At 72.4% G+C, this 25,527-nt stretch carries 22 protein-coding genes; 17 read left to right on the forward strand and 5 right to left on the reverse strand.

All coding sequences use genetic code 11. The features are described from left to right. The first annotated feature begins 2 nt into the window (after positions 1-2). From Cba03nite_RS02035 to Cba03nite_RS02050, 4 genes are all read left to right on the forward strand, one after another. Complete coding sequence (locus Cba03nite_RS02035) at positions 3-392, forward strand: hypothetical protein (protein ID WP_203741037.1); 390 nt, start codon at positions 3-5, stop codon at positions 390-392. Further along, complete coding sequence (locus tag Cba03nite_RS02040; protein ID WP_203741039.1) at positions 389-979, forward strand: hypothetical protein; 591 nt, start codon at positions 389-391, stop codon at positions 977-979. Before Cba03nite_RS02035 ends, Cba03nite_RS02040 begins: the two co-directional genes overlap by 4 nt. A gap of 13 nt (positions 980-992) precedes the next feature. Then, complete coding sequence (locus Cba03nite_RS02045; protein ID WP_203741041.1) at positions 993-1,604, forward strand: hypothetical protein; 612 nt, start codon at positions 993-995, stop codon at positions 1,602-1,604. Positions 1,605-1,707: 103 nt separating this feature from the next. Beyond that, on the forward strand, positions 1,708-2,961 hold the full coding sequence (locus Cba03nite_RS02050) for an SUKH-3 domain-containing protein (RefSeq protein WP_203741043.1): 1,254 nt from the start codon (positions 1,708-1,710) through the stop codon (positions 2,959-2,961). 95 nt (positions 2,962-3,056) lie between these two features. Here the strand turns inward: Cba03nite_RS02050 and Cba03nite_RS02055 are convergent, their stop codons facing one another. Further along, a complete protein-coding gene (locus tag Cba03nite_RS02055; protein ID WP_203741045.1) occupies positions 3,057-4,388 on the reverse strand; it encodes an SUKH-4 family immunity protein in 1,332 nt (443 codons plus the stop codon). A gap of 122 nt (positions 4,389-4,510) precedes the next feature. On the opposite strand from Cba03nite_RS02055, the gene Cba03nite_RS02060 reads away from it, so the two are divergent. Then, complete coding sequence (locus Cba03nite_RS02060; RefSeq protein WP_203741047.1) at positions 4,511-5,191, forward strand: DUF2567 domain-containing protein; 681 nt, start codon at positions 4,511-4,513, stop codon at positions 5,189-5,191. A gap of 5 nt (positions 5,192-5,196) precedes the next feature. On the opposite strand, the gene Cba03nite_RS02065 is transcribed toward Cba03nite_RS02060, so the two are convergent. After that, positions 5,197-5,880, reverse strand: a complete 684-nt coding sequence (locus Cba03nite_RS02065; RefSeq protein ID WP_203741049.1) for an LON peptidase substrate-binding domain-containing protein — start codon at positions 5,878-5,880, stop codon at positions 5,197-5,199. Between the two features lie 143 nt (positions 5,881-6,023). Here Cba03nite_RS02065 and hisD point away from each other — a divergent pair, with 143 nt between their 5' ends. From hisD to priA, 6 genes are all read left to right on the forward strand, one after another. Then, entirely contained in the window at positions 6,024-7,364 is a 1,341-nt protein-coding gene (hisD, locus tag Cba03nite_RS02070) for a histidinol dehydrogenase (protein WP_203741051.1), read from the forward strand. Then, complete coding sequence (locus Cba03nite_RS02075; protein ID WP_203741053.1) at positions 7,361-8,443, forward strand: histidinol-phosphate transaminase; 1,083 nt, start codon at positions 7,361-7,363, stop codon at positions 8,441-8,443. Before hisD ends, Cba03nite_RS02075 begins: the two co-directional genes overlap by 4 nt. Then, on the forward strand, positions 8,440-9,054 hold the full coding sequence (gene hisB, locus Cba03nite_RS02080) for an imidazoleglycerol-phosphate dehydratase HisB (RefSeq protein WP_203741055.1): 615 nt from the start codon (positions 8,440-8,442) through the stop codon (positions 9,052-9,054). Before Cba03nite_RS02075 ends, hisB begins: the two co-directional genes overlap by 4 nt. Beyond that, a complete protein-coding gene (gene hisH, locus Cba03nite_RS02085) occupies positions 9,051-9,680 on the forward strand; it encodes an imidazole glycerol phosphate synthase subunit HisH (protein ID WP_203741057.1) in 630 nt (209 codons plus the stop codon). Before hisB ends, hisH begins: the two co-directional genes overlap by 4 nt. 78 nt (positions 9,681-9,758) lie before the next feature. Beyond that, positions 9,759-10,091 carry a hypothetical protein gene (locus Cba03nite_RS02090; protein WP_203741059.1) on the forward strand — a complete coding sequence of 111 codons (333 nt, stop codon included), beginning with the start codon at positions 9,759-9,761 and terminating at the stop codon, positions 10,089-10,091. Next, positions 10,091-10,810 (forward strand): bifunctional 1-(5-phosphoribosyl)-5-((5-phosphoribosylamino)methylideneamino)imidazole-4-carboxamide isomerase/phosphoribosylanthranilate isomerase PriA, encoded by a 720-nt coding sequence (gene priA, locus Cba03nite_RS02095; RefSeq protein WP_203741061.1) that lies wholly within the window; start codon positions 10,091-10,093, stop codon positions 10,808-10,810. The genes Cba03nite_RS02090 and priA overlap by 1 nt, the downstream gene beginning before the upstream one ends. A 50-nt stretch (positions 10,811-10,860) precedes the next feature. Here the strand turns inward: priA and Cba03nite_RS02100 are convergent, their stop codons facing one another. Further along, complete coding sequence (locus Cba03nite_RS02100) at positions 10,861-11,808, reverse strand: LysR family transcriptional regulator (RefSeq protein WP_203741063.1); 948 nt, start codon at positions 11,806-11,808, stop codon at positions 10,861-10,863. 71 nt (positions 11,809-11,879) lie between these two features. Between Cba03nite_RS02100 and Cba03nite_RS02105 the strand changes: the two genes are divergently transcribed. Then, the gene (locus Cba03nite_RS02105; RefSeq protein WP_203741065.1) at positions 11,880-12,851 is read left to right on the forward strand and encodes an EamA family transporter; all 972 of its coding nucleotides are present in this window, start codon (positions 11,880-11,882) and stop codon (positions 12,849-12,851) included. After that, on the forward strand, positions 12,848-13,606 hold the full coding sequence (gene hisF / locus Cba03nite_RS02110) for an imidazole glycerol phosphate synthase subunit HisF (RefSeq protein ID WP_203741067.1): 759 nt from the start codon (positions 12,848-12,850) through the stop codon (positions 13,604-13,606). The genes Cba03nite_RS02105 and hisF overlap by 4 nt, the downstream gene beginning before the upstream one ends. Positions 13,607-13,846: 240 nt before the next feature. Here hisF and Cba03nite_RS02115 read toward each other — a convergent pair whose 3' ends face one another. Beyond that, positions 13,847-14,569 (reverse strand): Bax inhibitor-1/YccA family protein, encoded by a 723-nt coding sequence (locus tag Cba03nite_RS02115; protein ID WP_203741376.1) that lies wholly within the window; start codon positions 14,567-14,569, stop codon positions 13,847-13,849. A gap of 209 nt (positions 14,570-14,778) precedes the next feature. On the opposite strand from Cba03nite_RS02115, the gene Cba03nite_RS02120 reads away from it, so the two are divergent. The 4 genes from Cba03nite_RS02120 (at position 14,779) to Cba03nite_RS02135 (ending at position 23,281) form a co-directional block, all read left to right on the forward strand. Next, complete coding sequence (locus Cba03nite_RS02120; RefSeq protein ID WP_203741068.1) at positions 14,779-17,973, forward strand: efflux RND transporter permease subunit; 3,195 nt, start codon at positions 14,779-14,781, stop codon at positions 17,971-17,973. A 7-nt stretch (positions 17,974-17,980) separates the two neighbouring features. Beyond that, entirely contained in the window at positions 17,981-18,442 is a 462-nt protein-coding gene (locus tag Cba03nite_RS02125; RefSeq protein ID WP_203741070.1) for an efflux RND transporter periplasmic adaptor subunit, read from the forward strand. A 9-nt stretch (positions 18,443-18,451) separates the two neighbouring features. Continuing rightward, the gene (locus Cba03nite_RS02130; protein WP_203741072.1) at positions 18,452-21,718 is read left to right on the forward strand and encodes an efflux RND transporter permease subunit; all 3,267 of its coding nucleotides are present in this window, start codon (positions 18,452-18,454) and stop codon (positions 21,716-21,718) included. 276 nt (positions 21,719-21,994) lie between these two features. Next, the gene (locus Cba03nite_RS02135; RefSeq protein WP_203741074.1) at positions 21,995-23,281 is read left to right on the forward strand and encodes an alpha/beta hydrolase family protein; all 1,287 of its coding nucleotides are present in this window, start codon (positions 21,995-21,997) and stop codon (positions 23,279-23,281) included. A 59-nt stretch (positions 23,282-23,340) separates the two neighbouring features. Here the strand turns inward: Cba03nite_RS02135 and Cba03nite_RS02140 are convergent, their stop codons facing one another. Beyond that, on the reverse strand, positions 23,341-25,284 hold the full coding sequence (locus Cba03nite_RS02140) for a multicopper oxidase family protein (RefSeq protein ID WP_203741082.1): 1,944 nt from the start codon (positions 25,282-25,284) through the stop codon (positions 23,341-23,343). Between the last annotated feature and the right edge of the window lie 243 nt (positions 25,285-25,527).

Below are 25,527 nucleotides of genomic sequence, written 5' to 3' on the forward strand. Positions count from 1 at the left end.
TCATGAAGTCGGATACCCAGGTGCTCGCCGATCGGCTGCTTGCAGTCCCATGGATTGAGGACATCGAGTACGCGCCGTCGAGTGCGGCGCTCCTGTCGGGACTCCCGCGGCGGGATGCCCTCCGGGCGCAGGCCGCGAATGCCGATGATCTGCCGGATCCCTTTGAATCGCTGGTCCAGGTATCCGAGCGAGGCGGTGTGTTCGGCATGGAGACTGGGACGATCAACTTCGTGCACGGCCTCATCGTGTCGAGTCGCTCGATCGACGATTATATGAAGCCCGACCTGAAATACGACCTCAGCGACGAGGCGCTTGCCAGTATCGACGCCATATGGCAAGCCGAGGTCGCGGCCCGTATCGAGAGGGCAAGGCACCAGGGCGGTTTGCGATGAGCGGGCAGGGCAAGGCGCCGACCCTCGATACGCTGCGAGTGGTGACAAGGCTCGAGACCATTGACTGGGACGGCGACTACACGCGGAGCGGCTCGCGCATCCAGTTGATGCAGGAGTACCTGCGGCGGGCGGCGCTGTGGGCGCAGGCGCTGGACTGCCCGAACCGCTGGCCATTCTTCGACATCGCGGCCTACGTGGATCCGTCGGCGCATGTCGACGAGGGTTATTTCAGCCAACTCAGAAGCCGACTCGGCGGCGCAGGGGCGATCCACCCGACGCTGAACCTCATCAGGTACATGCTGAACTTCACCGTGTTGGAGTTCCGGCCCCCTGGGCTGCCGGATCCTTTCGAACCGCTACTGCGTGTGTTGGAGCGCGGCGGCAACGTCAATCGCACTCATGGCATCGAGCTTGGCCTGGTCGCCATGCATCCGCGCTGGGAAACCTATGCCGGACGCGCCGAGCCGTTCCGTATCGACGAGCCTCACCTCGACATGCTCGATGCCGACTGGGAAGCCAGGCGCGCCGAGGACGCGCGCTGGGTCGCCGAGAGCCGCGCCATGCGGACAGAGGACGACGCCCGATGACCACTGACGCCATATGACACCTCACCACATCGCCGCCCGTATCGCGCGGATCACGAACTGGTGGCCGGACGAGCTGCGGGCGCCGTCGCGAGCGGCGCTGGTTTCGGAGTACCTGCGCCGTGCGGCGCTGTGGGCGCGCGCTCTGGACTGCGCGCAACTGTGGGCCTGGTTCGACGTGGCCGCCGAGATCGATCCTGCGGCGCGCGCGGACGCCGCGCTGGTGGAGCAGGTCAACGAGGGCATCAGCAAGGGCGGCGGCTCGCCGTTCGAGAAGCGGATGGCCGAGTACGCGCTCCACTTCGCCGCCCTGCCGGACGTGCCGCACGACCTGCCGGACCCGTACGAGCCGCTGATCGCCGCCTGGGAGCGCGGCGGGTCGCTGCGCCGGGAGAACGGCCTGGTCTACGTGGGCGGGACCATGGGCGTCCCGGTCCGCACGCTGGCGGACAACTATTCGCCGGTCCCGGTCGCCTCGGCGGAGCCGCTCGCCATGGCCACGGCCGACGAGCTGTGGGCGGCGCACCCGGGCAGCCTTGGCCGCTGGCCGGAGAGCGCAAGGAATCTCCTGACCGCCGCCGGCTGGTTCGGCCCCCCGCGCCGGCCGCGCACCGGGCGGATCCAGTGACACTCCTGATTGGACAGATTTCCCTCACCCGTGCTGGTCATGGGAGGGTGGTAACGGGCTCGCGGGGGACCGGGCCTGGATCGGGCACACGAAAGGAATGGCGATGACCGTCACTGCCATGGACGCGCAGCGGGTGGCCGAGCAGCTGGCCCGGGAGGCGGGCGGCTCGCACCGGCCTTACGTCGCCGAGTTCCCCGAGTGCTTCATCGTGTGGACGCTGCCCGACTCGGCCGGGCCACCCGAGCCCGGTGCGGGCGCGCGCCTGGTCATCGACCGCGCCGACGCCCGCATCATGACGTACCCGTCCGTGCCGCTGGAGCATGTGCGCCGGATGCACCAGCAGTACCGGTCCGAGGAGGAGCAGCCCGCCCCGGTGACCGCGGACCCGCTCGCGGCCCTGCGCCGCCTGGGCGGCGGCGCCGCGCCGGGCGTGGCGGTGCGCCTGGTGCCCGCCGACGGCGTGCCGCGCGAGTCGACCGGAGCCAAGGGCGACCAGACCGTCAACCACCACCCGCTGGTGGCGGCCTGGCTGTCGGAGCAGCCCGCCAATTCGCTGGTACGCGGCGCGCGGCGGCACGCCGAGCTGGTGGTGCTCTCGGACTGGCTGCACGAGCACGACCACGCGGCGGCCCGGCGCGGCGAGCCCCGGATCGACCTGGCCGGGGTGCGCGCCGCCGCGCAGAACATCCAGGAGCTGCGGGCGACGCTGGTGCGCGACCCGGGCGACCCGCTCGCGGGCACGGCGGCCGGGCCGTGCGACACCTGCCTGGCCGCGTGGATCCACTTCGGGCTCGCACCGCAGACGGTCGCCCCGGCCGTGATCGAGCCGGTGGCCCCGGCCACAGGCATCCCGGCCGCGCTGGCGCACCTGGCCCCGGACATCGCGGCGACGCTCGCCGCGGGCGGCTGGGACGTGCCGCTGACGCTCGGCGGGCGGCAGGTGTCCGCGCAGGAGTGGGCGGATCTCGCCATGGCCGCGCTGGCCGAGTACGGTCACCCGCCGCTGGACACGGCGCGCGCGGCCGTCGAGAAGTTCCCGTACCTGGTGTCGGTGCGGCGTGGGCCGGGGGTGGCGCACCGGATCCGGCCGTTCGAGTTCGGCGGTGACCTGGTCGGCGCGACGGCGGCGTCGCTGGCCGCGTTCGCGGGGGTGATCGGCTGCCCGCTGGCGCCGGTCGGCGCGGAGCAGGCCGGTGACGCGATCATCGCGGTGGACGAGCTGGGCCGGGTGTGGGTGCTCGACCAGGCCGGCGAGTGGTACGCCGGGCCGGAGCTGGACACCGCGTTCGTGGTGCTGCTGCAGGGCCACCCGATGCCGCGCGTCCGCGACGACGGCACCCTCGAACTGCCGAGCTGAGCGGCACTGCCTTCCAGCGGCCACAACTTCTGGGATGTGGGTACAACCCAGAAGTTGTGGCCTGTGGTGTCACTGGCCCTGCGGGCGGCGCTGCGTCACCAGGTGCCGTCGGCCCGTACCCGAGGGGTGGGCCCGCCGGTGAGCAGGGTCTGCACGGCGGCGGGGAGGTCCGCGCCGAGGAACCAGACCCCGGCGTGGTCGACGGCGAAGACCCGCCGGTGCTCGTCGACGGCGATGATCGAGTGGTATCCGGCGGGCTCCCCGCCGACGGGGTAGAGCTGCGCGCCGACCCGGGCGGCGGCGTCGCCGAGCGTGTCGGCGGTGCGTTCGCGCACCCAGACGTCGATGGTGAACGACTCGGCCCGCTGCGCCGCGCCGGGACGGCTCTGCAGCACCGGATAGAACGGCGCGTACGGCGCGAGCAGGTCCACCACGAACGGCAGCACGGGCAGCCGGTGGCGCAGGCCGGGTGCGGCCACGGTGGCGGCGACCGCCTCGGCGGTGATCACCCGGGTCGCGGCGGCGTCGGCGGGCGGCGTCGGCGGCTGCTCGGGCGTCTCCAGGTCGCGCGGCAGCTCGCCGCGCATGCCGAGGCTGACCAGGACGGTGCCGCAGGTGTGGCAGGACGCGGCCGGGGTGGCGGCGGCCGGATCGGCGCCCTCACGCAGCAGCGTCAGCCGCAGCGTGGCACCGGCCAGCAGCTGCGCGACCAGGTCGGGCCGGGCCGCGCCGTCGGCCAGCGCGTAGAGGGCGCGCGACAGCGCGAGCAGCTCCGGGTGCCGGTGCGCGCCCCGGTTGCGGTTGCCCGTGGCGAGCGCGGACAGGGCCTGCCGTACGGCCGGGTGGTGGTCGGGTTCGGTGTCGCCGGTGTGGCCGAGCGCGGTGAAGACCTGGCCGCCGACCTCCAGCGCCGCCGCGACCTGGGGCAGTGCCGCGCCACCGCCGAGGCGGTCCAGCTCGGCCGCGAGCGCCTCGGCGCGCCGGGCCAGCTCGGCGGGCTCCACCGGCGGCGGCCCGAACGGGGACACCGGGGAGACGGGGGGCGGCGGCAGCGGCTGATCGCCGAACGAGGGCGGGGTCACCGTGCCGTCGAACGACGGCGGGACGGGCGGCATCGGCGGGACGGTCGGCATCCCGCCGAACTGCGTGGCGCCCGCCGTGACGCGGTGCTCGCCTCCGGCGTACCGGCTCATGGCCACCTGCGGGGGCAGGCCGGGCACGACGGTCAGCTCGCCGGTCTCCCGATCGATGATCACAGTCTCGCCGCTGCCCGGCTCGGGGACCGGCCCGCCGGACGGCGCGGGCGCCCAGACGACCCAGCCCGCCTCGAACTCGGTGAGCCTCGGTTCGCACGGGTAGCCGCGGCGCAGCGTCTCGGTGACGGCCCAGTGCCGGACGATCTCCTCCAGCCGTTCCTGTGAAATCATTGCGGCTCCCGCGTTCGGCGATCGGTCTGGACAACCTATCGCAGCACGGCACGAAGGGTCGCATCACGCCCAGCAGCGCCCCGCGCGGGCACGGGCCAGTCTGAGGGGAATACGGTTCGAGCATGCTTTCCGACGACACACCCGGCTACGGCGAACCCGTCAACCCGGTGCAGGAGCCGGCGCCCGCGCGTCGCGGCTACGGCGGCGACGTGCTGTGGGCCCTGGTCACCGCCGCCGTGATCGGCGTGCTGGGGATCGGGCTCGGGCTGCTGTGGCACAGGTTCGCGCCGACGCTGCCGCTGCGCATGGCCGACCTGGGGACCGAGCAGGGCCTGGTCTACACGTCGCCGGAGCCGGAGGAGCTGGCCGCGGCAGAGGGCTGGTTCGTGCTGCTCGGGCTCGGGTTCGGGGTGCTCGTCGCGGTGCTGTCCTGGGTGCTGCTGCCGAGCCGGCGCGGCCCGATCCAGCTGGCCGGGGTGCTGCTGGGGTCGGTCGTCGCGGGCTGGGTCGCCTGGTGGGTGGGCCACCACATCGGCCTGGCCGAGTACGAGCAGCTGAAGACCAGCGCGCCGGTGGACACCATCGTGCACCGGCCGCCGGACCTGCGTGCGGTCAAGGAGCTCGGGTTCTTCCCGTACGCGATCGGCGGCTCGCTGCTCATCCCCGCGTTCGGCGCGGTGGTCAGCTACGCGCTGATGGCGGCCTGGTCGCGGTGGCCGTCGCTGCGCCGGGGCGAGGACGAGGACGTCTACACCGACGAGTACGGCGGGTACGGCGACCAGCCGCTGGACCCGGCGCGCTGAGGCGATCAGTTCATCGCGGGGGTGGGGCCGAGCTGGGCGAGCTGCGCCGGCACGGCCCGCACCTCGCGCAGCAGCGCCGTCTCCCGGGCCAGCAGCTTCAGCTCCTGCCGCAGCCGGGTCGCCGGGTCCGGGGCGCTGAGCAGCGCCTGGCGGTCGCCCACGGTGAGCGAGGCACTCGCCGCGACCAGGTTCGACAGCACCACCGGGTCGTCGGGCAGCTGGTCGTCGGGGCCGCCGCGCAGCACGCCGAGATACTCCCGGAAGGCGGCCAGCACGCGTGGGGCGAGGCCCTCGGCGTTCTCGTCGGCGGCGGGCTCGGGCAGCCACTCGACGCCCACCACGGGGTAGGGGTGCGGGCTCGGCACGAAACCGGTGATGCGGAAGCGCCGCTGGCCGACCGTGACGATGTCGAACCGGCCGTCCGGCAGCTCGGTGATCTTGCGGAGCTGCGCCACGCAGCCGACCTCGTGCACCACCACCTCGGAGGTGGCGACGCCGTCGTGGGGCGGGGGCATGACCTCCAGGCCGCGCTCGATGGCGACGACGCCGAACTCGCGCGGCGTGCCGTCGGGCAGCTCCATCAGGTTGCGCACCAGGGTGCGCCAGCGCTCCTCGAAGATGTGCAGCGGTAGCACCAGGCCCGGGAAGAGCACCGTGCCCAGCGGGAACAGCGGCAGCGTCCCGGTCATTGGGTGAGCCTAACGCCGGGATGTGTCAACGGCGCTCCCGTGTTCCGCCCACCGGCAATGTCGTGGCGGCGTGGCCCGGGTCACTGTCCCAGTGCCTGGGCGGCGGGTCCGGGGCGAAGAGGCACGCCAGTAGACTTTTGGGGGTGTTGACCCGTATCGACCTGCGTGGACGCGACATCGATCCACGTAACCTGCTGCCCCGTGCCCAAATCGACGTCAGCCAGGCGGTGGAGCAGATCCGCCCGCTGGTCGACGGGGTGCGCGAGCATGGTGTCGAGGCGGTCAAGGCGGCCACCCATCGGCTCGACGGGGTGGACCTGGCCGCGTTGCGGGTGCCGGCGGAAGCGATCAAGGAAGCCGAGCAGGCGCTGGAGCCCGAGGTCCGGGCCGCGCTGCTGGAGGCGATCGAGCGCACCCGCAAGGTCCACGCCGACCAGCGCCGCACCGACCACACCACGCAGGTGGTGCCCGGCGGCACGGTGACCGAGCGCTGGCTGCCGGTGTCCCGGGTGGGCCTCTACGTGCCCGGCGGGCTGGCCGTCTACCCGTCGACCGTGGTCATGAACGTGGTGCCCGCCCAGGCCGCGGGCGTGCCCAGCCTGGTGATCGTCAGCCCGCCGCAGAAGGCGACCGGCCTGCCCGACGCGCGGGTGCTGGCCGCCTGCGCGCTGCTGGGCGTCGACGAGGTGTACGCCGTGGGCGGCGCGCAGGCCGTGGCGATGCTCGCCTACGGCACCCGCGGCACGGCCGACCCGGAGCGCGAGCTGCCCGCCGCCGACGACTGCCCGCCGGTCGACCTGATCACCGGTCCGGGCAACCTGTGGGTGACCGCCGCCAAGCGCCTGGTGCGCGGCGTGGTGGGCATCGACGCCGAGGCCGGGCCGACCGAGATCGCGATCCTGGCCGACGACACCGCCGACCCGGCGCACGTCGCCGCCGACCTGATCAGCCAGGCCGAGCACGACCCGATGGCGGCCAGCGTGCTGGTCACCGATTCGGTCGCGCTGGCCGACGCGGTCGACGCCGAGCTGGCGGTGCGGGTGGCCCGCACGAAGCACAGCGAGCGCGTGGCCACCGCGCTGAGCGGCCCGCAGTCCGGCGTGGTGCTGGTCGGGGACCTGGCGCAGGGGCTGCGGGTGGTGGACGCGTACGCGGCCGAGCACCTGGAGATCCAGACGCGCGACGCCCGGGAGTGGGCGATGCGGGTGCGCAACGCCGGGGCGATCTTCGTGGGGGCGTACGCGCCGGTGTCGCTGGGCGACTACTGCGCCGGCTCCAACCACGTGCTGCCTACGGCGGGCTGCGCGCGCCACTCGTCGGGCCTGTCGGTGCAGTCGTTCCTGCGCGGCATCCACGTCGTGGAGTACACCCAGGACGCGCTGCGCGACGTGGCGCACCACGTGGTGGCGCTGGCCAACGCCGAGGACCTGCCCGCGCACGGCGAGGCCGTGACCGCGCGCTTCGAGAGGGAGAACGCGGCATGAGCGACCACGAGTGGGTGCAGGGGCTGCTGCGCGAGGAGCTGCGCGGGCGCACCGCGTACGGCGCGCCGCAGCTCGACGTGCCGGTGCGGCTGAACACCAACGAGAACTCGTACCCGTTGCCCGACGAGGTGGTGCGGGCGGTCAGCCGGGCGATCACCGGGGAGATCGCGGACCTGAACCGCTATCCCGACCGGGACGCCGTGAAGCTGCGCGCCGACCTGGCCGCGTACTGCGGGCACGGGCTGACCGCCGAGCAGCTGTGGGCCGCCAACGGCTCCAACGAGATCCAGCAGCAGCTGTTCCAGGCGTTCGCCGGGCCGGGGCGGGTGGCGCTGGGCTTCGGCCCGGCGTACTCGATGCATCCGCTGCTGGCCGCCGGGACCGCCACCACCTGGGTGGACGGCGGCCGCGGCGACGACTTCGGGCTGACCGCCGAGCACGCGGTGGCGCAGGTGCGCCGCCACCGCCCGGCGCTGACGCTGCTGTGCTCGCCGAACAACCCGACCGGCACCGCGCTGGACTTCTCGATCATCGAGGCGGTGCTGGCCGAGACCGAGGGCCTGGTGCTGATCGACGAGGCGTATGCCGAGTTCCGCCGCCCCGGCACGCCCAGCGCGCTGGAGCTGCTGGACAAGCACCCGCGCCTGGTGGTCAGCCGGACCATGAGCAAGGCGTTCGCCTTCGCCGGGGCCCGCGTCGGCTACCTGGCCGCGCACCCGGCGATCGTGGAGGCGGTGCAGCTGGTGCGCCTGCCGTATCACCTCTCCGCGCTCACCCAGGCCGCCGCCCGCGCCGCGCTCGCGCACGCGGACGTGCTGCTGGGCACCGTGGAGGCGATCAAGGCCGAGCGCGACCGGATCGTGTCCGAGCTGCGGCTGGGCGGCTGGGCCGTGGCCGACTCGGACGCGAACTTCGTCCTGTTCGGACGCTTCGACGACCAGCAGGCCGCCTGGCGGACCCTGCTCGACCAGGGCGTGCTGGTGCGCGACGTGGGCCTGCCCGGCTGGCTGCGGGTCACCGCGGGCACCCACGCCGAGACCACCGCCTTCCTGAACGCCATGAAGGAGCTGCAAGCATGAGCCGGACCGGACGCGTCGAGCGGGTCACCAAGGAGACCAAGGTCCTCGTCGAGATCGACCTCGACGGCACGGGCCGCGGCGAGATCAGCACCGGGGTCGGCTTCTTCGACCACATGCTCAACCAGATCGCCCGGCACGGCGGCTTCGACCTGACCGTGCGCACCGAGGGCGACCTGGAGATCGACGCGCACCACACCATGGAGGACACGGCCCTCGCGCTCGGCGAGGCGTTCGCCATCGCGCTGGGCGACAAGGCCGGCATCCGGCGGTACGGCGACGCCGTCGTCCCCATGGACGAGGTGCTGGTGCAGGCCGCCGTGGACCTGTCCGGCCGCCCGTACGTGGTGCACGACGAGCCGATGGACATCGCGCCGTACATCGGGCCGGTCTACCCGACCTCGATGACGCGGCACATCTTCGAGTCCTTCGGGCAGACCGCCAAGGTCACCCTGCACGTGTCGGTGCTGCGCGCCGCCCGGCCGGGGACCAAGCCGGACGCGCACCACGTGGTCGAGGGCCAGTTCAAGGCGCTGGCCCGCGCCCTGCGCACCGCCGTCGAGATCGACCCGCGCAGCGCGGGCGCGGTCCCCAGCACCAAGGGGGTCCTGTGACGGCCAAACCGAAGGTGACGGTGCTCGACTACGGGTCGGGCAACCTGCGCTCGGCGCAGCGCGCGCTGGAGGCGGCCGGGGCCGACGTGCTCGTCACGCCCGACCTGGCCGCCGCCGAGCGGGCCGACGGCCTCGTGGTGCCCGGCGTCGGCGCGTTCGCGGCCTGCATGGCCGGGATCGAGGCCGCCCAGGCCGGGCCGGTCATCACCGACCGGGTCATGGCCGGGCGGCCGGTGCTCGGCATCTGCGTCGGCGCTCAGGTCATGTTCGACTCCGGCGACGAGCACGGCGTGGTCACCAAGGGGCTGGGCCTGCTGCCCGGCACGGTGACCCGGCTGGCCGCGCGGCGCGTGCCGCACATGGGCTGGAACCTGCTCGACGCCCCCGCCGGCTCGACGCTGTTCTCCGGCGTCGACGCCGACGCGCGCTGCTACTTCGTGCACTCGTACGCCGCCCTGCCCAGCGCCGAGCTCGACGGGGTCGCCCTGGTCACCACGTCGACCCACGAGCACGCGACGTTCGTCGCCGCCGCGGAGCGGGGACCGCTGGCGGTCACCCAGTTCCACCCGGAGAAGTCCGGCGCGGTCGGCGCGAGCGTCCTGCGCAACTGGATCGCCACGCTGTGAACCGGCTCGCTAGGCTCGCCTCGCCGTGCGGGGTTCCGTACGGCGAGGCGAGCAGCGGGCCGGGAGCGGAGCAGTGGCATGAGTAAAGAGCGGAAGCTGCGGCGGGAGGCGCGGGAGGCGGCCGCGCGGGCTGCCGTGGCCGCCGAGGAGCGGCGTGCCGGGCGGCGGATGGCGCGCCGAGCCGTGTGGCGCCGCGTGAGCCTGTACGAGCTGCGTAAGCGCCGCACCGGCCGCCTGTCGGCGCGGCGCACCGCCACCGAGCGCGCGGTGATCGCGGTCGTCGCCGCGCTGGTGCTGTTCGTGATCTGGAAGCTGGTGCCCTCGACGGCGCTCGCGGTGGCGCTGTCGCTGCTGCTGGTGCTGGCCCTGCCCGTGTTCGTGATCGTCGCGTTCGACCGAAGGAGTTCCTGATGGCCCTGGATCTGCTGCCCGCCGTGGACGTCGTCGACGGGCAGGCGGTGCGCCTGGTCCAGGGCGCCGCCGGCAGCGAGACGTCCTACGGCGACCCGCTCACCGCGGCGCTGTCCTTCCAGGCGGCCGGGGCGCAGTGGATCCACATGGTCGACCTCGACGCGGCGTTCGGCCGGGGCTCGAACGCGGCGCAGCTCGCCGACGCGATCAAGCGCCTGGACATCAAGGTCGAGCTGACCGGCGGCATCCGCGACGACGAGTCCCTGCGCGCCGCCCTCGCCACCGGCGCCGCCCGCGTCAACATCGGCACCGCCGCCCTGGAGGACCCGGAGTGGTGTGACCGCGTCGTCGGCGAGTACGGCGACCGGATCGCGGTCGGCCTCGACGTGCGCGGCCGCACCGTCTCCGTACGCGGCTGGACCAAGGACGCCGGTGACCTCTACGAAGTCCTGGAGCGCCTCGACAAGGCCGGCTGCGCCCGCTACGTCGTCACCGACATCCTCAAGGACGGCATGCTCCAGGGCCCCAACCTCCAGCTGCTGCGCGACGTCTGCGCCGCCACCGCGGCCCCCGTCATCGCCTCCGGCGGCATCTCCACCCTCGACGACCTGCGCGCCCTGGCCACCCTCGAACCCCTCGGCGTTGAGGGCGTCATCACCGGCAAAGCCGTCTACTCCGGCGCCTTCACCATCGAGGAAGCCCTCACCGCCCTGTCCTGACCGCCCCAAGTGCGTCGATCTTGCGCGTACTGTGGGTGCGACACGCCCATTTAGGACAAAAGAGCAACACTTCGCGCAAGATCGACGTGATCTTGGCCGGTGCGGGCCGTGGTGCGGGTGGACCAGGCCTGGGTTATGGCGGTTATGACGGCCTTGACGGCGGGGCGGGTGTAGTTGGGGGTGCGCCAGGTGACGCTGACGCGCCGGGTCGGGACCGGGTCGACGGGGACGACGACGGTGCCGGGGGCCGTGGTGAGGCGGGCCAGGCGGGGGAGCAGGGCGACGCCCAGGCCCGCGGCGACGAGGGCCTGCTGGGTCTCGAACTCGCCGACCAGGTAGGCGGGACGCAGGCCGGGCAGGGCGCGGATCAGCCAGTCGTGGCAGATGGTGCCCTCGGGGGAGGCGATCCAGCGCTCGTGCGCGGCGCGGTCGAGGGGGCCCGGACCGGCGGTGGCCAGCGGGTGGCCGGCGGGCACGACCAGGTCGGCGGTGTCCTCGCCGAGCACGGTGGAGGAGACGCCGGCCGGCAGGTGCAGGCGGACCTCGCGCCAGTCGTCGATGACGGCGACGTCGACCCGGCCGCGGTCCAGGTCGCGCAGCGCCTCGTACGGGTTGGTCTCGATGACGCGCGGGCGCAGGCGCGGGTACGCCGAGGTCAGCGCGGACAGGGCGGGCGGGAGCAGGCCGCGGCAGGCGGTGGCGAAGCAGGCGACGGTCACCTCGCCGGCCACCTCGCCCCGGTAGGCGTCGAGCGCGGCGGCGGCGGTGTCGGCGGCGGCGAGCACCAGCGCGGCGTGCTCGGCCAGCAGCCGCCCGGCGTCGGACAGGCGCAGCCCGCGCCCGTCCTTGTGGCAGAGCACCGTGCCGGCCTCCCGCTCCAGCTTCGCGAGCTGCTGCGATACCGCCGACGGGGTGCAGTGCAGGGCCGCCGCTGCGGCGTGCACGGTGCCGTGCCGGGCGAGGGCGTCGATGGCGCGCAGGCGTCCGAGATCGAGCATGTAGCGATTCTAAACGGATCGCTTAGAACTATTCGATGGTGCTTCACGATTCTGCGGGCGATGCTCGGGTCATGAGACCGAGGGACATGATGCTGGCCGTGGCCGTCGCCGCCGCGTGGGGCTGCAACTTCGTGGCGATCGAGGTGGGCCTGGACCGGATGCCGCCGCTGCTGTTCGGCGCGCTGCGCTTCGGCCTGGCGGCGCTGCCCGCGGTGCTGTTCGTGGGACGGCCGCGCACGCCTTGGCGCTGGGTCCTCGGCATCGGGCTGGTGCTGGGGGTGGTCAAGTTCTCGCTGCTGTTCGGGGGGATGGCCGCCGGGCTGCCGGCCGGGCTGTCGTCGCTGCTGCTGCAGAGCCAGGCCGTGTTCACCACGGTGTTCGCGGTGGGGCTGCTGGGCGAGCGGCCGGCCGCGCGGCAGTGGGCCGGGCTGGGCGTCGCGGTGCTGGGCGTGCTGCTGGTCGCCTCGCGGCTGGGCGCCGACCGGCCGGTCGAGGGGTTCCTGCTGGTGCTGGCGGCGGCGGTGGCCTGGGGGCTGTCCAACATCATGATGCGCCGGGCCGCGCCGCCGGACATGCTGCGCTTCATGGTCTGGGTGTCGGCGGTGGCGACGCTGCCCCTGCTCGGGCTCTCCCTGCTGGTCGAGGGACCGGCCCGGGTAAGTGAGGCGGTGGCCGCGCTGGACGGGGCCGGGCTGGGCGCGCTGGCGTACATCGCGTGGATCTCGACGCTGGCCGGGTTCGCCGGATGGGGCCTGCTGATCCGGCGGTACGGCGCGGCGACGGTGGCGCCGTTCTCGATGCTGGTGCCGTTCTTCGGGATGGGGTCGGCGGCGCTGGTGCTGCACGAGCCGCTGGGCGCGACGGACCTGATGGCGGGAGCGCTGGTGGTGGGCGGAGTGCTGCTCAGCGCGGCGGGCGCGCGGGCGGGGGCCGCCGCGGCAGCCGAGCGGGAGGACACGCCGGGGACCCCGTCGCGGCACATGTCTCAGGAACCGGACCAAAGCGTCACCCCGGCGGGGTGCCGGGTAGTTTCGACGGCATGAGTGTCGCGGTGCGGGTCATCCCATGTCTGGACGTGGACGCCGGGCGGGTGGTCAAGGGTGTGAACTTCGTGGACCTGCGCGACGCGGGCGACCCGGTGGAGCTGGCGGCGGCGTACGACGCGGCGGGCGCCGACGAGATCACCTTCCTGGACGTGTCCGCCTCCGTCGAGGGCCGGGGCACCATGCTGGAGGTGGTGCGGCGCACCGCGGAGACGGTCTTCATCCCGCTGACCGTCGGCGGCGGCGTGCGCTCGGTCGACGATGTGGACGTGCTGCTGCGCGCCGGGGCGGACAAGGTCGGCGTGAACACCGCGGCGATCCACCGGCCCGAGCTGATCACCGAGATCGCGCGCCGGTTCGGCAGCCAGGTGCTGGTGCTCTCGCTGGACGTACGCCGCCTCACGGAGGGCCGCGGCTTCGAGGTGACCACGCACGGCGGGCGCAAGTCGGCCGGGCTGGACGCGATCGAGTGGGCGCGGCGGGTGGCCGAGCTGGGCGCGGGGGAGATCCTGCTGAACTCCATGGACGCCGACGGCACCAAGGAGGGCTTCGACCTGGAGCTGATCAAGGAGGTGCGCGCCGTGGTCGACATCCCGGTGATCGCCTCCGGGGGCGCCGGCAGGGCCGCCGACTTCCCGCCTGCCGTCGAGGCCGGTGCCGACGCCGTGCTCGCCGCGAGCGTCTTCCACTTCGGCGAGGTCTCCATCGGCGAGGTCAAGACCGCCCTCCGCACCGCCGGCCACCCCATCCGCTGAAAGGAAGGGCACCTTCTTAACGCATTGCGTTATAGAAGGTGCCCTTATTAACGGGGTCCGGTTCGGTGGGGTCCCCGGGCAGGTGGAGATGATCGCGAGTTCGTGTCTGAATGTGCAGCTGGACCACAGGTTCCGACACGAGATCGCGATCAACACACGCGTGCCGAGCACCGCAGCCCGGCGAGGGGTTAAGAAGGTGCCCTTCCTCTACGGATAGCGTTAAGAAGGTGCCCTTCCTTCCTAGCGGCGGAGGTAGCTGAGGAGGCGGATGATCTGCCAGTACAGGAAGATCAGGCCGACCAGCATGCCGAAGGCCAGATACCAGCCGTAGCGGGGTGGCAGGCCGCCGGCCACGGCGCGTTCGACCTGGTCGAAGTCGAGCACGAAGGTGAGCGCGCCGACGATCACGCAGATCACCGCGAACACCACGCCCAGCGTCCCGGCCCGGTAGATGGGCAGGCTGCCGCCGAAGAAGCGCAGTACCAGGTCGAGCAGGCTGAGCAGCAGGATGCCGAGCAGGGCGCCGGTGATCACCTGGGCGAAGCGGCGACTGGCGCGCAGGATCCGGGCCCGGTACAGCGCGGCCATGGCCAGGAACACGCCGAACGTGCCGATCACGGCCTGGATCACGATGCCGGGGAACTGCTGTTCCAGCTCCCGGCTCACCACGCCCAGGAACACGCCCTGCAGTACGGCGTACCCACTGATGATCAGCGGGTTGGTGATCTGCTTGATGGTGATCACCAGCACCAGCACCAGCGTGGCCAGAGTGGAGCCGAGCGCGGCCAGGCCGGTCCAGGCCGGGGTCCGCAGCAGGTTCCACGACACGGCCGCGGCCAGCACGGTGACCGCGATGAGGGCGAGCGTGCGCCCGGCCACTCCGTCCAGTGTCACCCGGGCGCGGGGGTCGAGCACGACGGGGGCGTCCAGGCGGCGGGTCAGCACCGGGTTGGAGCTCTGCATCACCACGGACGGCCTCCGCTGACGACGGCGCGAAACGCATTCTCAACCGGACATTAGCCGCAGCAGGTGCGTGAGACTGTGCGTTTTCTGGGATATATCTGAAATCGGAATAATCCGCACGTATCGCGAAGTGCGGGTTTACGTTTCCCTTATGCGCACTGTGCGATCCGCCGCCACGGCGACCCGGCCCGTCCGAAGGGATCATGACCATGATCCGCTGGCTGGTTAGTACCGCTCTCCGATTCCGCCTGCTCATCCTGCCGCTCGCCGCGGCGCTGCTGGTGCTGGGAGCGGTGCGGCTGAACAGCGCCCCCGTCGACGTGCTGCCCGAGTTCAGCGCCCCGCGGGTCGAGGTGCAGACGGAGGCGCTCGGACTGTCCGCCGAGGAGGTCGAGCAGCTCATCACCGTGCCTCTGGAGTCGGACCTGCTCAACGGGGTGGCCTGGCTCGACCACATCAATTCCGAATCGGTCCCCGGTCTGTCCTCCGTGGAACTGATCTTCGAAGAGGGCACCGACGTGTACCGGGCGCGCCAGATGGTCCAGGAGCGGCTGACGCAGGCAGGCGCCCTGCCGAACGTGTCCAGCCCGCCGGTCATGCTGCAGCCGCTGTCGTCCACGAACCGGGTGATGATGGTCGGCCTGACCTCCAAGGACGTCTCGCTCACCGAGATGTCGGTGCTCGCGCGCTGGGTCGTCAAGCCGCGCCTGATCGGCGTGCCGGGCGTGGCGAACGTCGCCGTGTGGGGCCACCGCGAGCAGCAGCTGCAGGTGCAGGTCGATCCCGCCAAGCTGCGCCAGAACAACGTCACCCTCAACCAGATCATCGCGACCACCGGCAACGCGCTGTGGGTGTCGCCGCTGACCTTCCTCGAGGCGTCGACGCCGGGCACCGGCGGCTTCATCGACACGCCCAACCAGCGGCTCGGCATCCAGCACATCCTGCCCATCAGGACGCCGGAGGACCTCGCCCAGGTGACCATCGAGGGCCAGGAGACCCCCGAGGCGCAGGCGGGTCAGCCGGGGCAGCAGGCGCAGCCGGGCCAGCAGGCTCAGCGCCGGCTGCGGCTGGGCGACGTGGCGACCGTGGTCGAGGATCACCAGCCGCTGATCGGCGACGCGCTCGTCGAGAGCGGGCCCGGCCTGATGCTCGTGATCGAGAAGTTCCCCGGTGCGAACACGCTCCAGGTGACCAAGGACGTCGAGGCCGCGCTGAACTCGATGAAGCCCGGTCTGACCGGCATCGAGATGAACACGAAGGTCTACCAGCCGGCCGCCTTCATCGACCGGGCCATGGGCTCCGTCGCGCTGGTCGGGCTGATCGGCCTGCTGCTGCTGGCGATCGTGCTGGCGCTGTCGTTCTGGGAGTGGCGCACCGCGCTCACCGCGTTCCTCGCCGTGCTGGTGTCGCTGGCGCTGGCGTGGGTGGTGCTCAGCTTCGCCGGCTACGGCCTGAACCTCATGCTGCTGGCGGGCATCGTGCTCGGCGCCGTGTTCGCGGTGGCCGACGCCGTGTCGGACGTATCGCACCACGCGACACGGCTGCGCGAGCGGCGGCTGTCGGGCAGCGAGCTGTCCGCGGGCCGGACCATCCTCGACGCGTCGCTGGAGGTGCGCCGGCCGATGGCGTACGCGACCGTCATCGCGCTGGTCGCCGCGGCGCCGGTGCTGCTGCTGCCGGAGCTGACCGGCGCCTTCTTCCGGCCGATGGCCCTCGGGTTCGTCGCGACGGTGCTGGCCTCGACCATCGTGGCGCTGACCTTCATCCCGGCGATGTCGCTGGTGCTGCTGCGCAACACCGCCCTGGAGCGGCGGGTCTCGCCGGTCCGGCGGCTGGTGCAGGGGTGGTACCCGAAGACGCTGGCGCCGGTGCTGCGTACCCCGGCGATCGCGTACGGCCTCGCCGGGCTCGTCGCGATCGGCGGCTGCCTGGCGCTGCTGCAGCCGGTGGCGCAGCACGTCATCCCGGCGCTGCAGGAGCGCAGCCTGCTGGTGCACTGGGACACCAAACCGGGCACCTCCGGCATCGAGATGACCCGGATCACCGAGAAGGTGAGCAAGGACCTGCAGGCGCTGCCCGGCGTCGCGGCGGTCGGCGCGCACCTGGGCCGCGCCATCACGTCCGACCAGGTCGTCAACGTCAACTCCGGCGAGCTGTGGGTGTCGATCGACCCGAAGGCGGACTACGGCGCCACCCGCGACTCGATCGCCGCGCTCGTACGCAGCTACCCGGGGCTGGACACGGACGTGCAGACCTACCCCGAGGAGCGGATCACGCAGCTGCTCGGCGGGGACGAGGACGCCGTGGTCGTGCGGGTGTACGGCCAGGACCTCGACGTGCTGCGGAGCAAGGCGGGCGAGGTCCAGCAGATGCTGGGCGGCGTCAAGGGCGTCGTGGACCCCGTCGCGGACCTGCCGCTGGAGGAGCCCACGGTGCGGGTCAAGGTGGACCTGGCCAAGGCGCAGCAGGCGGGCATCAAGCCCGGTGACGTACGCCGGGCCGCGGCCGCCATGCTCTCCGGCATCCAGGTCGGCAACCTGTTCGAGGACCAGAAGGTCTTCGAGGTCGTGGTCTGGGGCGCGCCCGCGGTGCGCAACAGCCTGACCAGCATCCAGGACCTGGCCGTCACCACGCCCTCCGGGCAGCCCGTGCGCCTGGGCGACGTCGCCGAGGTGACCGTCGCGCCCAGCCCGACCGTCATCGAGCGCGACTCGGTCTTCCGGTACGTCGACGTGACCGCGGGCATCAAGGGCCGCGACTACCGCGCCGTGGTCGACGACATCGGCGACAGGCTGGGCGGCATCTCCTTCCCGCTGGAGCACCACGCGGAGCTGCTCGGCAGCTACGAGCACCAGCAGGAGAACCAGAACCGGCTGCTGCTGGTCGGGCTGGCCGCGCTGATCGGGATCTTCCTGCTGATGCAGGCCGCGATCGGCAGCTGGAAGCTGACCGCGCTGCTGTTCCTGGCGCTGCCCGTGGCGATGGCCGGCGGCCTGGTCGCCGGGCTGCTGACCGGCATCTCCGCGATCAGCACGGTGGCCGCGCTGGTGGCGGTCGCGGCGCTCACCGCACGGTTCGTGCTGCAGGTGGTGGGCCATGCCCAGGAGCTGGAGCAGCGTCAGGCGGAGCCGTTCGGGCCCGACCTGGTCACCCGGGCGGCCCGGGAGCAGGCCGGCTCCATCCTGGTCACCACCGTGGGCGCGTTCGCGCTGCTGCTGCCGTTGCTGCTGCTCGGCGGCCGGGCGGGCATGGAGGTGCTGCGCCCCATCGTCCTGGTCGTCCTGGGCGGCCTGGCGGTGGCGGCGCTGCTCAGCCTCTTCGCGGTGCCCGCGCTGTACCTGAGATTCGGGGCCGGTTCCCGGCGCGACGACCTGTCGCTCGACGCAGAACCACGGGTGGGGTGACTCGATCATGAAGCTGAACGTGCGGGAGAAGGTTGACCGGTGGACGGTCGGCGGGCTGCTGGTCGGCCTGCTGGTGGTGGGCGCGCTGTCGATGGCGGCGGCGAAGGGCCTGCCGCCGGCCGGGCCGAGCGCGGCCAAGCCGGCCAAGGTGGAGGCGATCGAAGGCAGCAAGATCAAGAAGGTGACGCTGACCGAGGAAGGGGTGGGCCGGCTCGGCCTGCAGACGGTGCCGGTCACCGAGGCGGCGGGTGTCAAGACCATCCCGTACTCGGCGCTGATCTACATGCCTGACGGCACCACCTGGACCTATACGGAGCAGGCGCCGCTCAGCTTCGTGCGCCAGCCGGTCACCGTGACCCGGATCGAGGGCCCGCAGGTGCGGCTGTCGCAGGGTCCGGCGGCCGGGACGAAGGTGGTCTCCGTGGGCGCCGCCGAGCTGTACGGCGCCGAGACCGGCATCGGGAAGTGACGGCCGCTCATGATGCGTTGGATCGTCGGCTCCAGCCTCAGGTTCCGCGCCCTGGTGGTGGCGATGGCCTGCGGGTTGATGTTCTTCGGCGTCGGGCAGCTGCGCGACATGCCGGTGGATGTGTTCCCCGAGTTCGCCCCGCCCCGGGTGGAGGTGCAGACGCCCAGCCTCGGCCTGTCCGCGGCCGAGGTGGAGGCGCTCGTGACGGTGCCGCTGGAGCAGGCGCTCAACGGCATCGAGGGGCTGGCCGACATCCGGTCCAAGTCCGTCTCCCAGCTGTCGTCGATCGTGCTCATCTTCAAGCCGGGCACCGACCTGCTCAAGGCACGGCAGCTGGTCTCCGAGCGGCTCAACGAGGCGTCGGCGATGCTGCCCACCTGGGCGAGCCCGCCCGTCATGCTGCAGCCGCTGTCCTCGACCAGCCGCGTCATGAAGATCGGCCTCTCCTCGGACACCCGCTCCGTCATGGAGATGTCGATGGTCTCGTACTGGACCATCCGCAACCGGCTGCTGCGGGTGCCCGGCGTGGCCAACGTCGCCATCTGGGGTGAGCGGCTGCAGATGCTGCAGGTGCAGGCCGATCCCGCGCGGATGGCCACGCACAAGGTCAGCCTGGACGAGGTCATGCAGGTCACCGCGGACGCGCTGGACGCCGGCCTGCTGCGCTACTCCGACGGCGCGGTGATCGGCACCGGCGGCTTCCTGGAGACGCCCAACCAGCGCATGGCGATCCAGCACGTGCTGCCGATCGTGACGCCGGAGGACCTGGCCAAGGTCCCGGTGGCCGAGCGCGACGGCAGGACGGTGGCGCTGGCCGACGTCGCCACGGTGAAGGAGGACCACCAGCCGCTCATCGGCGACGCGGTGATCAACGGCGGCCCCGGCATCATGCTGATCGTCGAGAAGCTGCCCTGGGGCAACACCCTGGAGGTCACCAAGGGCGTCGAGGAGGCGATGAAGGAGCTGCAGCCGGGCCTGACCGGCATCGCGGTGGACACCGCGATCTTCCGGCCGGCCACCTTCGTCGAGACCGCCATCCACAACCTGGGCCGGGCCCTGCTGCTCGGCTGCCTGCTGGTGGTGCTGGTGCTGGCGCTGTTCCTGTTCGAGTGGCGCACGGCGCTGATCAGCGTGGTGGCCATCCCGCTGTCGCTGGTCGGCGCGGGCCTGGTGCTGCAGGCCTTCGGGTACGGCATCAACACCATGATCCTGGCCGGGCTGGTGATCGCCGTCGGCGTGGTGGTGGACGACGCCATCATCGACATTGAGAACATAGTCAGACGGCTGCGCCAGGCGCGCCGGGCCGGGGCCGACGACTCGCTGCGCACCACCGCGAAGATCGTGCTGGACGCCTCGCTGGAGGTGCGCGGGCCGATCGTGTACGCGACGCTGATCATCATCACGTCGGCGGTGCCGATCTTCTTCCTGGAAGGGCTCACCGGCGCGTTCTTCCGGCCGCTGGCGCTGGCGTACATGCTCGCGGTGCTGGTGTCCATGGTGGTGGCGCTGACGGTCACCCCGGCGCTGGCGCTGATCCTGCTGCGCAAGGCCCCGCTGGAGCGGCGGGAGTCGCCGCTGGTGCGCTGGCTGCAACGCGGCTACCAGGCGGCGCTGTCCCGCATCACGCAGCGCCCGGTGCGGGCGTACGCCCTGGTCGCGGTCATGTCCCTGGCCGGGCTCGCGGTGCTGCCGGGCCTCGGGCAGGCGCTGCTGCCGTCGTTCAAGGAACGCGACTTCCTGATGCACTGGGTCACCGAGCCCGGCGCCTCGCACCCGGAGGAGGTGCGCATCACCGAGCAGGCCAGCAGGGACCTGATGGCCATCCCGGGGGTACGCAACTTCGGCGCGCACATCGGGCAGGCGCTCATCGCGGACGAGGTGGTCGGCGTCAACTTCGGCGAGAACTGGATCAGCATCGATCCCGGCGCCGACTACGACGAGACGCACAAGAAGATCGAAGCCGTGGTCAACAGCTATCCCGGCCTGGTCCGCGACGTGCAGACGTACCTGAAGGAGCGCATCCGGGAGGTGCTCACCGGCTCCGGCAACGCGATCGTGGTGCGCATCTACGGCCAGGACCTGGAGGTCATGCACGAGCAGGCCGACAAGGTGCTGGCCGCGATGGGCGGCATCGACGGCGTGATCGACGAGCACATCTCGCTGCAGAAGCAGGTGCCGCAGGTAGAGGTCGAGGTGGACCTGGCCAAGGCGCAGGCGCTGGGCGTCAAGCCCGGTGACGTACGCCGGGCCGCCGCCACGCTGATGGCCGGCGAGGAGGTCGGCGACGTCTTCCGCGGCGGTAAGGCGTACGACGTCCAGGTGTGGAGCACGCCCGAGACGCGCTCCAGCATCACCGCGATCCAGCAGCTGCCGATCGACGTGCCCGGCGGCGGCACCGTGCCGCTGAGCGCGGTGGCCGACGTGCGCGTCGCCTCGACGCCGAACCAGGTCGAGCACGACGCGACGCTCCGCAAGATCGACGTCACGGCCAACGTCAAGGACCGCGACCTCGGCTCGGTCGTCGGCGACCTGGAAGAGCAGATGCAGACGATCGAGTTCCCGCGCGGCTACTACGCCGAGGTGCTGGGGGAGTACGCCGAGCGCAAGGCCGCCGACCAGCGCCTGCTGCTCTACGCGGTGATCGCGGGCGTGGTCATCTTCTTCCTGCTCCAGGCGTCGTACAGCAGCTGGCGGCTGGCCCTGCTGTCCTTCCTGACGCTGCCGTCGGCGCTGGTCGGCGGGGTGCTCGCGGCGTTCCTGACCGGGCGCACCATCTCGCTGGGCTCGCTGGTGGGCTTCTTCACCGTGCTCGGCATCGCCGCCCGCAACGGCATCCTGATGATCAACCACTACCAGCACCTGGAACGGGAGGAGGGCGAGCCGTTCGGGCTGGAGCTGGTGCTGCGCGGCTCGCGGGAGCGGCTCTCGCCGATCCTGATGACCACGCTGGCCACCGCGCTCGCGCTGGTGCCGCTGGTGGTGCTGGGCAACCTGCCCGGCCACGAGATCGAGTACCCGATGGCCGTGGTCATCCTCGGCGGGCTGGTCACCTCGACCCTGCTCAACCTGTTCGTGCTGCCCGCGCTGTACCTGCGGTTCGGCCGCCGCCGCGGCGAGGACGTGCTGGCCGGCGACCCGCCGGACAAGCCGTCCGGCCCGCGCCACAGCGCATCCGGCCCGTCGCCCGAGCCCGGACCCGCGCCGGGCGGGATGACCCCGAACCTCGGCGGCGTCAGCCGGAACCGGACGGTGCACGGCAGATTACGCCCGGCCTGACGGCCGCCCCTCCATGATCGACGCTCCGCCCGTGGCTGTGACGACAGCCCGGCGGAGCGTCGATCGTGCTGTGACGACACCCTGTGACGCGTCGCCTGGCGGCGACAGCACGCTCGGGCACGGGCGGCGTGCGCTCGGTCATGACGAACGGTCGTGAGCGGATGCGGGCTCGCCGGGGCGGCCCTCGCAGCCCTTCCGAGCTGGGCGGATTCGGTCTCACGGCAGGCCGCGGTGTGCCAGGGTGCAAGGTAGCGCAACCTGGCGAAGGAGACCGAAATGGACATGTCGCATCCCGACGCGGGGCCCGCCGTGGCGGTGGCCGCGCCGCCCGGCCCACAGGCGCCGCCCGCGCCGTCGACACGGCGCTGGACCGCCGAGCGGGACCGGCTGGAGGCGGCGATCGCCGAGACGGGGGTCGACTTCGACCAGCCCCGGTCCATCTACTGGAACGCCGCCTGCGGGGTCGAGGCCGGTGCGGACTTCGCCGCGATCCGGGCGCGGGTACGCCGATACGCCGACTTCGCGCCCACCTTCGAGGCCGTGGCGCGCCGCCGCGAGGCCCGCGCCGAGGCCGCCGCCGCCGACGGGCACCAGGTCACCGCGCGCGACAACTACTTCATGGCCGCCGTGCACTGGGGCGCGGCGCAGTGGCCCATCCACACCGACGACGAGGTCAACCGCTTCTACCACCGGCGCAAGCGGGCCTGCTACGCCCGCTACGCCGAACTGGCCGACCACCGCATCGAGGCGGTGAGCATCCCGTTCGCGGGCGGCGCGCTGCCCGCCTGGTTCCACCTGCCGCCCGGCTACCACGGCGGCCGGCTGCCCACGGTGATCGCGGTGCCGGGCATGGACAGCTTCAAGGAGGCGACCGTCGCGCTGTACGCCGACCGCTTCCTGTCCCGGGGCTTCGCGGTGCTCGCGGTGGAGGGCCCCGGCCAGTACGAGGCCGCGATGACGGGCCTGCACATGACCGTGCCCGCCTGGGCGCGCACCGGCACCGCCTGCGTCGACTGGCTGGTGCGGCGCGAGGAGGTGGACGCGCAGCGGATCGGGCTGAGCGGCATCAGCTTCGGCTCGTTCGCGGGCACGATCGCCGCGGCGCACGAGCCCCGGCTGCGCGCCTGCGCCGTGATGAACACCTGCCACCAGCCCGGCTGGACGGCGGCGTTCGAGCAGGCGTGGCCGACGTACAAGATGCGCTTCATGTACATGTCGGGGCACACCGACGAGGACGCGTTCGACGCGTTCGCCCGTACGCTGACCTGGGAGGGGCACGCCGAGCGGCTGTCCATGCCGTACCTGGTGCTGGCCGGCGACCGCGACGAGCTGAGCCCGCTGGAGTGCACCGAGGCCCTGCTGGCGGCGGTGCCGGGCCCGAAGCAACTGGTGGTGTATCAGGACTCGCGGCACTCCATCGGCGGCGTGCCCGCGGCCAACCTGGGCCCGTTCGCGCCCACGCTGGCCGCCGACTGGCTCGCCGACCGCCTGCGCGGCGCGCCGATGACCAGCGAGAAGTGGTACGTCGACGCCTCGGGCAAGGTCACCAAGACGCCCCTGTGAGGGAGAGCGTTAGGAAGGGCACCTTCTTCTACGCATAGCGTTAAGAAGGTGCCCTTCCTTTACGCGACGAGGATGGGGCGCATCATCTCGTTGTCTTCGTGTTCGAGCATGTGGCAATGCCAGACGAAGCGGCCGGGGAGGTCGAAGACCGCTTTGACGCGGGTCACCTCGCCGGAGTGGGCCAGCACGGTGTCCTTGCGGCCGGATTCCCAGGCCTCGGCGGGGCGGGGTTTGGGCGGGATGCCGAAGGGCTGGCGGCTGATCACCTCGAACTGCACCTGGTGCAGGTGGACCGTGTGCGAGTGGTCGGTGAAGTTGAGGATCTCCCAGGTCTCGCTGCGGCCGGGCACCGGCTTCTCGGTCGGGGCGTCGTGCCAGCGCAGGTGGGTCTGGGTGCGGTCGGGGGCCACGGTGCCGAGCATCGCGACCCGGTGGTTGACGCCGGTCAGGGCGGCCGAGGGCAGCTCGTCCAGCAGGACGCGCCAGCTCGCGGCGGAGTCGGGCAGCGGGGTTGCGGCAGGCAGGGTCAGGTGCTCCGGGGGCACGCTGGTGTCCCTGCCGCGCAGGCCGACGACGAGCAGCTTCATGACCTGGCCGGTGGTGGCCGGGTTCGCCGCCTGGTAGTCGGTGCCGAGCGTCCCGGCGGCGTACGGCACGTCCGGCGCCTCGTTGATCATGTAGAGGGCCGTGTCCTCCTTCAGGCCGGTGAAGTCGACGATCACGTCGGCCCGCTCGCCCGGCCCGAGCAGCAGCTGGTCCAGGCGCACCGGGGTGCGCAGCCAGCCGCCGTCCGAGCCGATCTGCCAGAACGGCACCGCCGCCGTGGCCGGGCGGGGCGCCGTCGCGCCGGCGGCGATCTTCAGGATGAAGCTGCGCGAGTTGCTGCCGTTGAGCACGCGGAACCGGTAGCGGCGCGGCTCCACCGTCAGCTGCGGCCAGGTGCGGCCGTTCACCACCACCGTGTCGGCCAGGTACGCCGGGTTCCAGACCGGGGCGATGTCGCTGACCGGCGCGTACGGCCCGGCGAAGGCGTCGTGGAACTGGCTGCGGCTGTCCGGGTAGTACAGCGAGCCGTCCCTGCGGAACGAGCGGTCCTGGATGACCAGCGGGATCTCGTAGTAGCGGGTGCCGTCCGGGTCGTCGGGGCGGGGCGCCGGACCGGGCAGGGTGCCCTCGGGCAGGTCGCCGTCGCCGCCGCGCAGCAGGTAGAAGCCGACCGGACCGGCGTACACGTTGAGCCGGGTCAGGCCGAGCGTGTGGTCGTGGTACCACAGCGTGCCCGGGGCCTGGTCGTTGTCGTAGCGGAACACGGCCTCGCCCGGCCGCCAGCGCGCGCCGTAGCTCTCCGCCTTCTCCCGCATCGCCGCGTAGTCGGAACCGGCCGCGGCGAACCCGCGCGGCAGGTCGGCGTGCGGCAGGTACCAGGCCGTCGGGTAGCCGTCGGCCTCCTCCGTGGCGTGCGCCCCGTGCACGTGCGTCACGATCGGCACGGGGCCGGTGTACTGCCGCGGCGTGCTGGTGAGGTGGGCGGGCAGGTCCTGGTGGCCCGCGCCGCCGGCCGGGTTGGCCCAGTGCAGCGTCTGGTCCACCGGCAGCAGGTGCGGGCGCGCCCGGCCCTTGCCGTCGACCAGGCCGTTGATCCAGGTCACCTCGACCGGGCGGTCCACCCGCGCCTCGATGGTGCGGGCCGGGTAGCCGAACGTGCCGCCGTGGGCGGCCGAGCCGTACCCCCAGACCGTGGTCTTCGGCAGGCCCGGCGGGAGGATCTGCTGGCGGAACTGCCGCACCGCCACCGCGTAGTGGTCGGTCCCGCCCTTGCGGGAGACCGCCGGCATGGCCGCCGGGATCGGCAGGCGGGTCTTGTACTTGTGGATCTTCGTGGCGTCGAGCTTCTGCGCCGCGACCGCCGCGGCGGCCGCGCGGGCGGCGCTCGCCGGGGACGGGATCAGCAGCGCCGCGCCCGAGAGCACGCCGGTGGTCAGTAGTTGTCGTCGGGAAGGCATGGCACGCCCTTCGGTCACCGGTGTCGGAGGACCTGGCGTGCGGCGCAGAAAGCCTGGAAGGACAATTTGTCCGATTTGCCAGGAACTCCGTCACCCTACCGACCGACCACCACCAGGACACTTAGGCGCACCGACCGACCCGCCCGCGAAGATCGCCGTCTCCCCGCCGGACCGCGCAAGATCGCCGTCCCGTGTCGAAAAGTGCGGCTGGGCCACAGGTTTCGACACGAGACGGCGATCTTC

It is taken from the genome of Catellatospora bangladeshensis, from assembly GCF_016862575.1.
GTDB lineage: Bacteria > Actinomycetota > Actinomycetes > Mycobacteriales > Micromonosporaceae > Catellatospora > Catellatospora bangladeshensis.

Excerpts from the sequence above, each read along its gene's own strand:
- Cba03nite_RS02130 (WP_203741072.1), top strand. The coding sequence starts at position 18,452 with ATGATGCGTTGGATCGTCGGCTCCAGCCTCAGGTTCCGCGCCCTGGTG.
- Cba03nite_RS02115 (WP_203741376.1), bottom strand. The coding sequence starts at position 14,569 with ATGCAGAGCTCCAACCCGGTGCTGACCCGCCGCCTGGACGCCCCCGTC.
- Cba03nite_RS02040 (WP_203741039.1), top strand. The coding sequence starts at position 389 with ATGAGCGGGCAGGGCAAGGCGCCGACCCTCGATACGCTGCGAGTGGTG.
- Cba03nite_RS02075 (WP_203741053.1), top strand. The coding sequence starts at position 7,361 with ATGAGCGACCACGAGTGGGTGCAGGGGCTGCTGCGCGAGGAGCTGCGC.
- Cba03nite_RS02050 (WP_203741043.1), top strand. The coding sequence starts at position 1,708 with ATGACCGTCACTGCCATGGACGCGCAGCGGGTGGCCGAGCAGCTGGCC.
- Cba03nite_RS02055 (WP_203741045.1), bottom strand. The coding sequence starts at position 4,388 with ATGATTTCACAGGAACGGCTGGAGGAGATCGTCCGGCACTGGGCCGTC.
- Cba03nite_RS02060 (WP_203741047.1), top strand. The coding sequence starts at position 4,511 with ATGCTTTCCGACGACACACCCGGCTACGGCGAACCCGTCAACCCGGTG.
- Cba03nite_RS02045 (WP_203741041.1), top strand. The coding sequence starts at position 993 with ATGACACCTCACCACATCGCCGCCCGTATCGCGCGGATCACGAACTGG.
- Cba03nite_RS02105 (WP_203741065.1), top strand. The coding sequence starts at position 11,880 with ATGAGACCGAGGGACATGATGCTGGCCGTGGCCGTCGCCGCCGCGTGG.
- Cba03nite_RS02035 (WP_203741037.1), top strand. The coding sequence starts at position 3 with ATGAAGTCGGATACCCAGGTGCTCGCCGATCGGCTGCTTGCAGTCCCA.
- priA (WP_203741061.1), top strand. The coding sequence starts at position 10,091 with ATGGCCCTGGATCTGCTGCCCGCCGTGGACGTCGTCGACGGGCAGGCG.
- Cba03nite_RS02100 (WP_203741063.1), bottom strand. The coding sequence starts at position 11,808 with ATGCTCGATCTCGGACGCCTGCGCGCCATCGACGCCCTCGCCCGGCAC.
- Cba03nite_RS02140 (WP_203741082.1), bottom strand. The coding sequence starts at position 25,284 with ATGCCTTCCCGACGACAACTACTGACCACCGGCGTGCTCTCGGGCGCG.
- Cba03nite_RS02135 (WP_203741074.1), top strand. The coding sequence starts at position 21,995 with ATGGACATGTCGCATCCCGACGCGGGGCCCGCCGTGGCGGTGGCCGCG.
- Cba03nite_RS02125 (WP_203741070.1), top strand. The coding sequence starts at position 17,981 with ATGAAGCTGAACGTGCGGGAGAAGGTTGACCGGTGGACGGTCGGCGGG.
- hisB (WP_203741055.1), top strand. The coding sequence starts at position 8,440 with ATGAGCCGGACCGGACGCGTCGAGCGGGTCACCAAGGAGACCAAGGTC.
- hisF (WP_203741067.1), top strand. The coding sequence starts at position 12,848 with ATGAGTGTCGCGGTGCGGGTCATCCCATGTCTGGACGTGGACGCCGGG.
- Cba03nite_RS02090 (WP_203741059.1), top strand. The coding sequence starts at position 9,759 with ATGAGTAAAGAGCGGAAGCTGCGGCGGGAGGCGCGGGAGGCGGCCGCG.
- Cba03nite_RS02065 (WP_203741049.1), bottom strand. The coding sequence starts at position 5,880 with ATGACCGGGACGCTGCCGCTGTTCCCGCTGGGCACGGTGCTCTTCCCG.
- Cba03nite_RS02120 (WP_203741068.1), top strand. The coding sequence starts at position 14,779 with ATGATCCGCTGGCTGGTTAGTACCGCTCTCCGATTCCGCCTGCTCATC.